Source organism: Pseudoduganella sp. GCM10020061 (assembly GCF_042683405.1).
In the GTDB taxonomy this organism is placed as follows: domain Bacteria; phylum Pseudomonadota; class Gammaproteobacteria; order Burkholderiales; family Burkholderiaceae_D; genus Telluria.
Genome location: NZ_JBHUJS010000003.1, coordinates 377,641 through 391,837, shown reverse-complemented (window position 1 = coordinate 391,837; position 14,197 = coordinate 377,641). Strand labels below are relative to the sequence as shown.

The 14,197-nt window shown below is 64.5% G+C and carries 6 protein-coding genes; 2 read left to right on the top strand and 4 right to left on the bottom strand.

The features are described from left to right. Positions 1 to 244: 244 nt before the first annotated feature. From ACFSQR_RS09130 to ACFSQR_RS09115, 4 genes are read right to left on the bottom strand one after another with little or no spacing between them, the layout of a single operon-like run. Positions 245 to 1,009 (bottom strand): Crp/Fnr family transcriptional regulator, encoded by a 765-nt coding sequence (locus ACFSQR_RS09130; RefSeq protein ID WP_377729421.1) that lies wholly within the window; start codon positions 1,007 to 1,009, stop codon positions 245 to 247. A gap of 10 nt (positions 1,010 to 1,019) precedes the next feature. Next, positions 1,020 to 1,340 carry a hypothetical protein gene (locus tag ACFSQR_RS09125; protein ID WP_377729420.1) on the bottom strand — a complete coding sequence of 107 codons (321 nt, stop codon included), beginning with the start codon at positions 1,338 to 1,340 and terminating at the stop codon, positions 1,020 to 1,022. Positions 1,341 to 1,380: 40 nt separating this feature from the next. Continuing rightward, the gene (locus ACFSQR_RS09120; protein WP_377729419.1) at positions 1,381 to 2,616 is read right to left on the bottom strand and encodes a tetratricopeptide repeat protein; all 1,236 of its coding nucleotides are present in this window, start codon (positions 2,614 to 2,616) and stop codon (positions 1,381 to 1,383) included. Next, a complete protein-coding gene (locus tag ACFSQR_RS09115; RefSeq protein WP_377729418.1) occupies positions 2,613 to 4,532 on the bottom strand; it encodes a CHASE2 domain-containing protein in 1,920 nt (639 codons plus the stop codon). The genes ACFSQR_RS09120 and ACFSQR_RS09115 overlap by 4 nt, the downstream gene beginning before the upstream one ends. Positions 4,533 to 4,741: 209 nt before the next feature. Between ACFSQR_RS09115 and ACFSQR_RS09110 the strand changes: the two genes are divergently transcribed. Together ACFSQR_RS09110 and ACFSQR_RS09105 are read left to right on the top strand one after the other, a co-directional pair. After that, positions 4,742 to 6,148, top strand: coding sequence for a FecR domain-containing protein (locus tag ACFSQR_RS09110; RefSeq protein WP_377729416.1), 1,407 nt, complete (start codon positions 4,742 to 4,744; stop codon positions 6,146 to 6,148). Between the two features lie 418 nt (positions 6,149 to 6,566). Further along, entirely contained in the window at positions 6,567 to 14,042 is a 7,476-nt protein-coding gene (locus ACFSQR_RS09105; RefSeq protein WP_377729415.1) for a hypothetical protein, read from the top strand. Positions 14,043 to 14,197 lie beyond the last annotated feature (155 nt).

Below are 14,197 nucleotides of genomic sequence, written 5' to 3'. Positions count from 1 at the left end.
AGCGGCGGCGAAATCACGCGTCGCCTTTCGGCGCCGCCGGACGCAGTTGCGGATGGAACATCGTCAAGGGCCTCTTCATTCTAAGAGTGCAAGATTATACAAGAATGGCAATTGCAATCTTGCCACAGTTGTAACCGTATATGACGAGAGCCCCCGAAAATGCGGCCAGACCCCGAAATGGGGACAGACCCCATTTTTCGCGAAAAATGGGGTCTGTCCCCATTTCGGGGTGCCGCTTTCCGGGTCAGGAGCCCTGGACCAGCTTTTTGAGCGCTTCCGGGTTTTTGATGATCAGGCGGTGCGCGTCCTTTTGCACGATCCCGTTCTGCGCCAGCGTCAGCAGCGCACGCGTGACCGTTTCGCGGCTGGTGTTGATCATGTTGGCAATGTCCTGGTGCGTCGGCAGGTTCTCCAGCACGATCGGCGCGCCGGGCTGCGGAGTCGGCTGCTTCTGTTGCATCAGGGCAAGATAGGTGTAGATGCGGCGCGCGGCATTATTAATGCTGAGCAGCGCGCGGAACTCGGAGTCGCGCTGGATCTTCTGGGCCAGGTGGCGCAGCATGTAGTTGGCGATCGATGGCGAGTGCGAGAACAGGTGCATGGCCGTGGCCGCCGGCAGGAAGGCCACCAGCACTTCCGTCATCGCCACCACCGAGGCCGAGCGCGTGGAATTGTTGATCAGCGCGATTTCGCCGAAGAAGTCGCCCGGGTGCAGCATGCGCAGGCCGATCGCGCGCCCGTCCTCTGTCACGTCGATCACCTGCAGCTGGCCCACCAGCAGGAACAGCAGGCCGTCGCCGCTGCCGCCCTTGTGCAGCACGACGTCGCGCTTGTGGTACTGGCGAATGCGCAGCTCGCCCTTGACCTTGCTGATTTCTGCGTCGTCGAGCTCGGCGAGCAGCGGAATCTTGCGCAGGTGGACCTGGATCAGGCGCTGTTCTTCCGGCGCGCCCGCCGCCGCGCCGTTTTTCGGCGCGCTGTCCAGACTGGTCTCTTCCTTGCTACTCATCGATAGGCAATCACAAAATAGTCGAAATAAGGCCGACGAAGCCGATGCCGGCCGCGTTCGCGCCCAGGTCGCGCCAGCAGAAGCTGCGGTCGGGCACCAGCGCCTGCAGGCATTCGATCAGCCAGCCGGCCGCCAGCAATCCCAGCATCCACAGGGCCGCCTCGGCCGCGCCCTGCGCGATGCGCATGGCCAGCGCGGTGAGCAGCGCAAAGCCGAGGAAGTGCATCAGCTTGTCGTTCGGCAGCGGCGGCAGCCAGCGGTTCGGCACCAGGCAGCCGACGCACAAGCTCGTTGCCGCGCCGGCAAACGCCATCCATTCCCAGGCAATCACATCGGTTCCGTTTCTACTTTAACACCGCCGCGACCGCTACTCAGGGTCCCTGCCATTGCAGGCTCAGCTGTAAAAGCCGGTTATTGTACTTAAACACGGCGATGTTTTCGCTGTTCCGCACCGCGCGCGCATCGAAACGCAACGCCCAGTTCTTCGACAGGCCGTAGATGAGACTGGCGCGCAACACCTGCGTGGACTGGTCGCGCACGGTCTCGAACACGCGGGGCAGGTAGGTCTCCGCGCCCTGCCAGCCCTGGCGCGTGTACGCCGCTTCGCCGGTCACGCGGCGCCCCAGCGCCTTGCGCACCAGGACTCCTCCCAGCCAGCCGCTGCGGTCGCCGCCCGGCCGGCTGGCATGCGCGTAGTCGAACTGGTAGCCGGCATTGACGCTGGCGAACAGGCCGTCGCCGCGGTAGGTGAGCTGGCTGCGCAGTTCGGCCGTAGTGGAGTCGAAGTTGGTCAGGGTCACGTACTGGACATGGGTCAGGCCGCCCGTCAGGCTCAGCTGCAAACTGGCGGGCAGCGGCAACGGCGGCGCCAGCCGCACCTGGGCCTGCGCATGGCGCTGGTACATCCTGCCGCCCAGGCCGACCACGCCCAGCAGGCCGCTGGCGCGCATGGTCCACCCGTTCAGGCGGTACGGCGTCTCCAGTCCCACGAACAGCGAGCTGCTGTCGTATTGCGACAGCGAGTCGTTGTGGCGGGCCTGCAGCTGCGCGAAGCCGACCGTGCCGTTGGGCGTCAACTCGCGCATGTGCTCCACCGACGCCATCGTGAAATCGTCGCGCTGCGGGAAGAACTCGGTGTCCAGCGGCAGCTCGCGGTCGGCCGCGCCCTGGTTGACGTTGCTGTCCACGCCGCGCCCGACCGAAACGGAAGTGGTGCGCATCGGCTTCCATTGCCGGCAGCCGGTTTCGCGCGCCTGGGCGATCAGTTCCAGCATTTCCTGCGACGGGTTGAAGCGGGTCTCGACCTCGGCGAACAGGCGCTCCGCCTCCTCCTCGCGCCCGAGGCCGCACTGGATCAGCGCGAGGTCCACCCAGGCGCCCGCGTGCAGCGGCTCGTCCTCGATCACGCGTGCGAGCTGGTCGGACGCGTCGTTCTTGCGTCCTTCCGCCAGCGAGCGCAGCGCCGTCTCATACAGGTCCTGCGTGCGCCGGTCCTGCGACGGCGCCACCACCTGCGCGGAGGCGGTACCCGTTCCCAGCGCAAGGAGCATGACCAGCATGGGGACGGTCCACACGGGACGGTCCCCGGCTTTTTTCCGAAGGATCATGCGGTCGTCCCTTCGGCCACCGAAGCCCCGGGAGCGGGTGCTTGCGCCGCCCCTACGCCATCGGCCAGGGTGTACAGCAGTGTCGCCTTCTCCTTGCCCCGCAGGCGCTTCTCGCCCAGGTGCACGAAACGGTGCCGCTGCGCCCGCTGCACCGTTCCCGCGCCCACGATCACGTCGTGCGGGAAGTCGCGCGCGGCCTGCTCCAGCCGCGATGCGGTATTCACGCTGTCGCCCACCGCCGTGTAGATGCTGCGGAAGCTGGTGCCGAAATCGCCCGCCATCGCCGGACCGCTTTCGATCCCGATACGCACGCGCAGCGGCATGCCGCCCTGCGCCACGCGCTGATCGCTCAGCTGGCGCACGCGCCCGGTGATCTCGCGCGACGCGTCCAGCGCCAGGTCGGCGTGGTGTTCCAGCGGCAGTGGCGCGCCCCAGAAGGCGACCAGGCCGTCGCCGGTGTACTTGTCCAGCGTGCCGTTGCGCGCGATGACCGGCCCGGTCAGGCAGTCGAGGAAATCGCGGGTCAGGCGCGCCGCTTCCTCGACCGGCAGCGATTCCACCTGGGCGGTATAGCCTTCCATGTCGGCGATCAGGGTGGTCACGTCGAGCTGGCGCGGCAGCAGGGGATCTTCCAGGTCGCTGCGCAGCAGCTCCTCGACGACGGCCGGGGCGACATACTGGCGCAGGGTGTCGAGCAGGTTGCGCGAGCGGCGCTGGGCCTGCTGCCACTGGTAGGGCACCGCAAAGGCCAGCAGGAACAGGTTGCTTGCCAGCGGCCCGCTCACGGCCATGTCCGGGTCGTGCGGGGCGATCGCGTAGGCGGCCGCCAGCCACGCCAGCGAGCTGGCGCCCAGCAGGGCCACGCTCGCCACGGCGGACAGGCGCGGGAACGCGAAGAATGCGAGCAGGGCGGTGCCGCCGGCGAACAGGACCGCGATGGCGCGCCCCGGCCACGGCGCCGGCGCCAGTCCGGCCTGGAGGTCGAGCAGGGTGGACAGCATGGTGGCCTGCACCCCGAGGCCGGGGCGGCTGGCCGCGAACGGCGTGGTGACGCGGTCGCCCAGCCCCAGCGAGGACGAGCCGACCAGCACCAGGCGCCCGCTGGCGCTGGCCGGGTCGATCTGCTGGCGCAAGATGTCGGTGGCGGAAACGACCGTGTACGCGGTCCAGTCGCGCCGGTAGTCGACCCGGGTGAGTCCCGTGTCCGGCAGCGCCATCGGGCCCGCGCCGGCGCAGCAGTTGACCAGGGCCAGGGCGAGCGCGGGGTAGCTCCTGCCTTCGTACTGCGTTACCAGCGGGACGCGGCGCAGGGCGCCGTCGGCGTCCGGGATGAAGCCGATGTTGCCGATCTTGGCGCCATCGGCCAGGCCGGCATGGTTGGCGATGTAACCGGTGGCGGTGACGCCGCCGGCATAGCCTTGCACCGCGCCGCCCGGCGTGCCTTCCCGGATCTGCTGCGGCCGCACGCCTGCCGGGTCGTAGTCGAACGCCTGGGCCAGCACCACCGGACCGTGCCGCGAGAGCAGTCCCAGGCGCTGGTCGCCCTGCACGTCGCCCTGCGTGGGCGGGTCCGGCAGGACGATGTCGAGCGCCACGCCGCGCGCGTTGTAATGGGTAAGCAGCGTCTCGACCAGGTCGGCGATGCGCTCGCGCGGCCACGGCCACGGACCGTCAGCGGCCATGCTGGCCTCGTCGATATCGACGACCAGCACGCGCGCGTCCGGCGCGTCGGTCGCCTGCATGCGCACGAAGGCGTCGCGCAGCCATTCGTTGCCAGGAAACGACAGCTGTGGCGGAAACGCAACTTGCGACCACAAGGTCAGCAGGACGGCCGCGCAGGCGATGCCAGCCCGGATCAGGCCGGGCTGTAGGCGTGCCTTGGCACGCGGCGCGGATTGGTGGTTCTTATTCTGCACGCGGGGCCGGAAACGCTGCACGCTATTGGATGAATCGCTCAGTATATCGGGGATACCAATAGAAGCACAGTGTTGTAAACCAGTGGACAGCCTGACAATAGCAGGACAGACGCATGACAGTCGTAAACATTTTGTCCGGTAAAATGTGACTGCTGTCACAGCCAGGCATGCTGGCTGGCACGGATAATCGCGTGAAAAAGGGGAACACCATGCTGCGTCAACTCATTGCCATTGCGGGCCTTGCCTGCGCTGCCACCCTGGCCCATGCTGGCCAGGCGGGCAAGATCATCTTTGTTGCTGGCAAGGCGCAGATCGTGGACCGCGCCGCTGTCGAGGGCGCCCCGGTGCAGGAGGGCGAGCTGCTCACCACCGGCAAGGATGGCTTTATCTACGTCAAGACCATCGACAACGGCCTGTTCATCCTGCGCCCGAACACCCAGGCGCGCATCGCTACCTACAAGATCGACCACAAGAACCCGGCCAACACCCGCATCAAGCTCGAGCTGCTGAGCGGGATGGCGCGCAGCCGTTCCGGTGAAGCGGTGAAGATGGCGCGCCAGAACTTCCGCTTCAACACGCCCGTCGCTGCGATCGGCGTGCGCGGCACCGACTTTACGGTGTTCACCGATAACAATGTCTCGCGCGTCGCCGTCATTTCCGGCGGCATCGTGATGAGCGGCTTTGCCGAGGCCTGCCGTCCGGAGGGCATCGGCCCCTGCGAAGGCAGCGCCAGCCGCGAACTGTCCGCCGCCCAGCGCGGTGTGTTGCTGCAAGTGCGCCGCGGCCAGCAGGCGCCGCAACTGCTGCCGGGCGGCGTCGCCCCGGACCAGATTGCGCCGCCGGCCGTAGAAGAGGCCCTGAAGACCGCGCCGGCATCGGTCGCGCCACCGAACGAGCCGAACCTGGATCCGAAAAAGAGCGGTTCCCTGATCCCGCCCCCGGCGCAACCGCAACCGCAGCCGCAGCCGCAGCCGCAGCCACAACCTGAGCCGGCGCCGCCGGTCGAGCAGCCGCAGCCTGTGCCGGCCGATCCGGTACCGGTTGACCCGGCCCCGCCAGCCGAGCCGGCGCCGCCGGAAGTCGTTGTGCCGGAGCGCAAGCTGGTGTGGGGGCGCTGGCGTCCCCTGATGGAGCAGGCACCCAAGTTCGACCTGGTCGCGCAGAAGGAAAAGTCCGAGCTGGTCGCGACCAACGGCAACTACGCGCTGTTCCGCGAGCCGGGCAAGGAGTATGTCGTGCCGGAGCGGGGCAGCATCAAGTTTGCGCTCAACGACAGCGAGGCATTTATCTTTACCGGCACCGGATCTGCCCAGCAGGTAAGCAAAGGTACGCTCGAGAACGGCAAGCTGGACGTGAATTTCGACTCGCGCCGCTTTACCACCTCGCTCGACCTGCGCGGCGGTTCGGAACTGTTCAAGCTGCGCTCGGAAGGCGCGATCGGCGCGCAGGGCGGCCTGTTCGGCGACCGCTCGTTCGCGCACGGCTTCATGAACCTGCAGGGTTTCCTCAGTAACGAGGAGGGCGGGGCTGCGGCCTATATTTTCGATGCCCGCCTGGACAACAACCGCACCGTGAACGGGGCGACCTACTGGAAGAAGGAAGGCCCTGCGCCCTGAGTTGTATTGATGACTGGTTACAAAAACAGCCCACCCGGGCTGTTTTTGTTTTCATGGCATGTACGTTCTCCAACAGGTGACCGGCAGTGTCGTTTCGGCGCGACAAGGGCATGCGGCAAGCGTCGGCGATGTGAGGCCGCGAACCAGAATTTTTCCTTTGATAACGAGGCCGTTCCCTCTGCAGAGTGAAAAATCGGCGCCGCCAAACCGGGACCGTTATTCGACTGAAAACGAGTAGTGCTTTGCTAAAAGTGTCATTTCTACACCAAAAGCAATATTTGTTCGCAATGTGTGACGGTCATCACATTCCTTCCCTCTTACTCTCTGTCACTATTCGGTACGCCCAGAAAAGGGCGAAACGCGTAGCTGCGCAATATTGAATTAACACTTGATCGATCGATCTAATTAGGAGCACTTGATGGCATCTACTTCTTACTACGCTGACATCCAGAAACTGTATGTCGCGTACTTCAACCGTCCAGCGGACGTAGCCGGCCTGCAACACTGGCAGGGCGTTCTCGAGCGCACGAACGGCGACCTGTCGCTGGTCTCGAACGCGTTTGCCGCTTCCGACGAATACAAAGTCGTCTACGCAGGCAAGAGCGCACTGGCAACCGTCGCTGCCGTGTACCAGAACCTGTTCGGCCACGCGAACGACCTGGAAGGCATGATGTGGTGGGCAGAGCGCCTTGCCGATGGCCGCTTCACGGTTGACGTCGCCGTCACCGCGATCGCCGCAGGTGCACAAGGCTCCGACCTGGTTGCTTACAACAACAAAGTTGCCGCTGCAACCGCGTTCACCAACGCCCTGGACACCGTCCGTGAAATCACCGGCTACGACGGCTACGACGCCAACGCTCGCGCGAAGGTGTTCCTGTCCGGCGTGACCGACGACGCATCGCTGGCAGCTGCCATCGAGCCAGTCGCGCTGAACAATGCTATCAACGTGGTCATCACCCCACCGTCGACCCTGCCAACCTTCACCCTGGCCGCTACTGCAGCTTCGGTTGATGAAGGCAAGACCGTGTACTTCACCCTGAACTCGACCAACACCGTCGCAGGTTCCGAGTACACCTACAAGATCTCCGGCGTGGACGCATCCGACGTCGTCGGCGGCGCCCTGACCGGCACCGTCAAGCTCGACAGCACCGGCAAGGCAATCGTAGCGATCACCCTGTCCGCTGACGCGACCACCGAAGGCATCGAAAACCTGACCATGGAACTGGCTGGCCAGACCGCCTCCGTGATCGTGGCCGACACCTCGACCACCCCGGTCACCGCTGTGACCTACACCCTGACCGCGTCGGCGACCACCGTCGACGAAGGCGGCCAGGTGACCTTCAAGCTGGACACCACCGGTGTTGCAGCAGGTACCGTCCTGTCCTACCAGCTGACCGGCATCGACGCATCGCGCGTCAACGGCCCAACCTCGGGCCAGGTGACCGTGGACGCAAACGGCCAGGCGCTGATCGTCGTCAAGACCGTTGCTAACGCAATGACCGATGGCGCAACCACCATGCAACTGTCGCTGGTCAACGGCCAGGCAGCTGTCAACGTGGGCGTGAACGACACCTCGCTGACCCCAACCGTGTTCTTCATCGATTCGGCCAAGCTGGTCGCTTCGAACAACACCGGCAGCCCAGTCGTCATCACCACCGCTGACACCGGCACCGCCACCGTCAACATCGCTTCGACCACCTCCCTGTACGCACAGAACGGCATCGTGATCGACGGCAATGCTGACATCACCGTCAACATGGGCAGCACCAACACCGCGGGTTCGAACGAAACCGTGTACGTGACCGGCTCCGGCGCGAACACCATCAACTTCAGCCGCGACTCCTCGACCAGCGTCGTGCTGGGCGATGGCGACGACAAAGTTGTCACCAACAGCCTGACCATGGTTGCTGGCCAGACGATCGACTTCGGCGCTGGTGAAGACACCCTGGACGTGAACGGCACCAACAACTTCAGCACCGGCACCCTGACCGGCGTTGAACACGTCACCATGCACTCGAGCGCAATCTTCAGCGCTGCTCAGCTGGCCGACATCGAAACCATCACCGAACTGGGCACCGACGGTACCCTGACCATCGCTGCTGCTGGCGCTGCTACCGCTCTGGACCTGACCGGCAAGCTGTTCGGCGAAATGGCTCTGGTCGTTGGCAGCAATGTCACCGTGACCCTGGGCGCCGCTGAACTGGCAAACATCACCGCACTGACCACCGCTGCTACCGCTGTTGTGACCACGACCGTGGCTGGCGCACAGGCTCTGCTGGCAATCAACGCCAACGCCAACTACAGCATCTCGGACACCGCCGCCAACCTGGCAGCCGCTCCGGCATCCGTGTTCGCTGGCGCAAACCTGCAGCAAGTGTCGCAGGAAGGCACCGATTCGCTGACGATCGCCCAGGCTGTCGCAGTGCACGCTGCTGCTCCAGCTGCTGACTTCACCGTCTCCGCAACCGCGGCTGACCTGATGGAAGCGCTGGTCTACGAGACCACCTACGAAACCCTGGTTTCGGCACAGGCAACGATCGTTGTGACCGGTACCGTTTCGGTCCTGGAAGCGGCTATCTTCGCTGACGCTGGCCTGAACACCAGCTTCGTCATCACCGACACCGCCCAGCACATCGCCGACAACGCCTTCCGCCTGGACGCAGGCCAGATCTCCGGCCTGGCACTGACCGGCTCGGTCACCGCTGACGGCGCTGCAAGCATCGTCGCATTGGCTGTTGACGCTGACGTGGCCATCACCGGCCTGAACGTCGTTGACACCGCTGGCGAACTGCTGAACCTGGCAGCTGGCACCATCGCTGCTGCTTCGAGCATCCGCCTGGCTGCTGGCGAGCAACTGACTGTTGCTGACGCAACCGAACTGAAGACCGAAGTCGGCGCGAAGCTGGTTGGCGGCTACAACCTGATCGACAGCGCTGCAAACATCGTTGCCAAGGCAGCGATTGCAGCAGGCGCAACCGACATCGAAGTCACCGGCATCGTCGGCGTGGCAGTTGCAACTCAGCTGTCGAAGCTGGGCAACAACGGCAACGTGTCGTTCGACCTGGTCGACTCCCCAGCTAACCTGGCCGGCGCATCCGCTGCTGTCCTGGCAAACGCTGCTTCCGTGGACGTGCAAGGCACCGTCACCGTTGCTCAAGCAACCGCGATCGCTAACTACAATGTCGTCAGCTTCGTGCTGGTTGACACTGCAGCTAACGTCCTGGGCGCAAACGCAACCGTGATCGCCAAGGCACTGGCAAACGGCGGCCACCTCGACGTGACCGACGCTACTGTCAGCGCTGCTGTCGCATCCGCCCTGCTGGACCTGGACGCTGGCGCCGTGTTCGCTGTTTCCGACACCGCAGCAGCCCTGGCTGCAATGGCTGAAGCCAACGCCGACGTGCTGACCAGCGCAACCGCTGTCACCGTCACCGGTGCTGGCACCGTCGAGCAACTGGCTGCCATCCGCGACGTGCGCGCTGTCACCGGCTACACCCTGGCTGACTCCGCAGAAGCACTGCTGGACGTGGACGCTGCTGGCGTGCTGGCTGCTGCAGGCAAGGTCTCGGTCACCGGTTCGGTTACCGTTGCCGAGTTCCAGGCACTGAACGCGCTGGCAAGCTTCGACGACAAGTACTCGATCGTTGACGATGCAGACGCAATCGCTGCCCTGATCAACACTGGCGCTGCTGGCATCGCTGTGCTGAACGCATCGGTCGCTCCGGTTGTCCTGGCCGACGCTAACGTCTCCGTTGCTACCGCAACCCTGCTGAAGTCCGCAACCTTCACCAACTGGTCCGGCATCTACAACCTGGTCGACAGCGTCGCCAACCTGATCGGCGCAAGCGCTGCTGTCCGTAACGGCGCAGGCACCGTGACCGCAGAAGGCACCGTTGCTGAGATCAACACCAACTTCGCATTCATCAACGCGAACGCCGACGGCTACGTGCTGGTCGACACCGTCGACAACCTGATCCTGGCTGGCAACGCAATCGTGGTGGCTGGTGCTGACGCAGGTGTTGCTACCGACGTCGCAAATGCCGAGGAAGCCAAGGCCCTGTTCGCGCTGAACGCCAACGTCGAATACAACGTGTTTGACACCGCTGCAAACCTGCTGCTGGCTGCGAACAAAGCTGGCGTGCAGAACGCAACGACCGTCGATATCGACGGCCCGGTTTCCGTCGCTAACGCCAAGCTGATCGCTGCTCTGCACGCTGACGTGAACTACACCCTGCAAGACACCGCCGCCAACCTGGCGCTGTCGACCTCGGCTGGTACCGTCGCAGGTGCTGACGCGATCATCGTGACCGGCAACGCAACCGTGGCACAAGCTGCTGCGATCGTCGCCCAGAACGACAACATCACCCTCGGCACCATCACCGGTACCGTGGCTGCAATCCAGGCTGCTGACGCCGCGACCACCACCGCTGCAGCCAACCTGGTTGTCACCGATGGCACCCGCCTGATCCTGTCGGCAGAAGAAGTTGCCCACTTCGGTCAAATCGGCGGTGTCCTGACCGGCGTCACCACCACCGTTGCCGGCGCATCGTCCGACGACGTGCGTTACGACCTGGTCGACACCTTCGACAACCTGGCAGCCAACATCACCCTGCTGGCTGACGCTGGCAAGGTCACCGTTGTGGCTGGCGGCGAAGAAGTTGACGTCGCTGCTGCTGGCGCGCTGCTGACCACCCTGGCTGCTCTGGGCGTGTCCGCTTCGGGCTTCGCCATCACCGGCACCGGCGCTGCAATGCTGGCCAACGCTGACGCAGTGGAAGCTGCTGCAAGCGTGGTCGTCACCGGCACCGTCAGCGCAGCTGATGCGAAGGCAATCTTCACCCTGAACCCGGCAGCCGAGTACTCGATCTCGAGCACCGCTGCAGGCCTGGTGCTGGCTGCCAACGCTGCTGCTGTCGCTGCTGCTGAAGAAGTCACCGTGACCGGCGACGTGACCGTTGGCCAGATCAAGGCCATCGTTGCACTGAACGCAGGCGCAGACTTCGACACCGTGGCATTCGTTGACACCGCTGCCAACCTGGCTGCTGCTCCTGCAGGCATGCTGGCTGGCCATAACGTCACCGTCACCGGCGCCGCTGCAACCGTGGCCCAGTTCATGGCGATCACCACCTCCGACGCGATCGTGGGTGACTACATGATCTCCGTTTCCGACACCGCTGCGAACCTGGCTGCTGCCGACAACGACGCGCTGGCAATGGCAGGCATGATCACCGTGACCGGCACTGCAACGGCAGCTCAGGCTGCTGCGCTGGCCCAGCTGACCTTCGCTCCGATCAACCTGCACGTGACGTTCAACGTGAGCGACACCGCTGCCAACCTGATCACGATCACCGACGGCCTCGACGCTGCCGGCACGATCACTGTGACCGGTACGGTTTCGGCGGCGCAAGCTGTTGAAATGGCAGCGATCGAAGCTGACATCCTGACCACGATCGATTTCGGCAACGTGACCGTGACCGACACCGCCGCGAACCTGATGGACCTGGACAACGTCACGGCGCTGACCTACGCAGCCAACGTGGTTGTCACCGGCACCGTGGATGTGGCAACCGCTGCATACCTGAACGCGATGATCGCCGGCAACGTCGAGTACACCGTTGTTGATTCGGTCGAGAACCTGATCGCTGCGGTCGAGCAGACCACCGGCGGCCTGGGCGACATGTTCAACCTGAACGCAGTCCTGGGCGGCGCTGAATCGGTCACCATCACCGGCAACGGCGAGATCGAGTTTGCAGAAATCGGCGGTACCTGGTACGTCACCGGCACCATCGCTGCACTCAAGGCGCTGCCAGAAGCGTTCCTGGACTTCGGCTACGTCGTCAACGACAGCGTTGCCAACATCGTTGCCGACTTCGGCTTCGCTGTTCAGGGCCAGACTGCGTACAGCATCACCGACACCGGCGCGAACCTGCTGGCTGCCGCTACCAGCCTGATCTCGGGCGCTGCTGACATCACCGTCACCGGCAACGTGACCGCTGCTGCAGCAACCACGATCTTCGCTGCCAACGGCAATGCAACGTTCTCGATCACCGATACCGTTGCTAACCTGACCGCTGCGGGCAACATCCTGTCCGTGTCGAACGCAGTCGCAGTGACCGCAAGCAACGCCGCAACCGTGGCTCAGGCTGCAACCCTGCTGGGCCGCCATGGCGACGCAGTGTTCACCCTGTCCGACAGCGCAGCTGCAATGGTCGGTAACCTGGCCGTCGTCGACGAAGCAACCTCGGTTGCGATCACCGGCGCCGCTACCTCGGTTGCTAACCTGGCCGCGATCAAGGCAGTGACCACCGTCACCAGCTACAACCTGACCGACACCGCAGCCGCTCTGGTTGCAGCAACGGCAGGCACCGTCAGCGGCGCAACCGCTGTCACCGTGACCGGCACCGCAAACGGCGACCAGGCCAAGGCGATCTTCGCTGCCAAGGCAACCGCTGTGTACAGCATCATCGAGAACGATGTTGCCAAGCTGTTCACCGGCAACGTGCTGAACGCATCGGTCTCCGCTGCCGTGGCAGTGGACGGCGACCTGACGGTCAACATGGCACAAGCTGCCGCGCTGGCTGCACTGGGCGACAAGTTCGACGGTTCCTTCGCAGTGGTCGACACCGCAGCCGCAGTTGCTGCAGCGTCGCAGGCTGTGCTGGATCTGGCAACCGACGTCACCGTGACCGGTACCGCAACGGCTGCCGAGGCAACCGCGATCGCAGCACTGACCTTCGGTGTGGCTGAAGACCCGATCTCGGTCAACATCGTCGACACCGCAGCGAACCTGCTGCTGGCTGGCAACGCTACCGGTATCGCTGGTCAGGACGTCACCGTCCTGGGCACCGTGTCCGTGGCAACCGCTACCTCGATCGACACCGCAAACGGCGCTGGTTCCATCACCGTGACCGCACTGAGCGACACCTCGACCAACCTGCAACTGGGTTCGGCCGATGTGGTCAACAGCGCAGGTTCGATCAACGTCACCGACACCCAGACGGTTGCTCAGGCAATCTTCCTGGAAGGCAACGTTGGCGCGGGCGCGGAGTTCACCTTCGCACGCATCACCGACTCGCTGGCTAACGTCCTGGGCAACCTGGGCGTGGCGCTGGACGCAGCCGTGATCACCGTGACCGGTACCGCATCGATCGCACAGACCAAGCTGGTGGCTGCTAACGCAGAGCTGTCGGCCAAGCTGAGCGCATCGCTGGCAGTGGCTGACTCCGCGGCGAACATCCTGGACGCGTACCTCGACCAGTCGTTCAAGGCGCTCGTGACCTCGGCTCCATCGATCACCATCGTTGGCGATGTCTCGGCACAGCAGGCAGTCCTGCTGCAGGGCCTGGGCAACGTGGACATCGGTTCGCTGGACATCGTCGACACGATCACCGCGATCAACGGCCTGTCCGCTGGCCTGATCAACCTGTCCGACAGCGTGACGGCAACGGTCGATACCGACCTGGCACGTCAAGTGTTCTCGGATGCAGGCATGACCACCAGCGCAACCATCGTCTACTCGAACGGTGCTGCAGCTGACGGCGCACAAGTCACGGTGACCTCGCCAGGCGTGTACGACACGACTGCAGCGGACATCCTGACCCTGAAGGCAGGCGACCTGGTTGACCTCTCCGCGTTCGGCCTGATGGCTGACGATGGCGACGGCATCCTGGAAACCGGCGAGTACCTGATCGTGCGCGGCAACGTGTCGAACGGTGGCAACACCTTCACGCAGAGCGGCACCGGCACCTCGACCCTCGTGATCTGGGACGCTGACACCACCGCAGGCGTGCACTCCTCGGGCGTCATCCTGGTTGGCCAGTCCGGCACCCAGCTGACCACCGGCGAAGATGCTGCTCCTTCGAGCCTGGTCCTGGACGTCACCCCAGGCGTGTAAGGCTAGAGCCTGGTAACAGGCAAGGCCGCCGGCAACGGCGGTCCTGCCCGGAACCACAAAAAACCCGCTGTCGCAAGACAGCGGGTTTTTTTATTTTCCCGGCCGGCGGGCTGCGCTTGTTATTCGCCGGACAATTGAATTAGTATTCAGGCGAC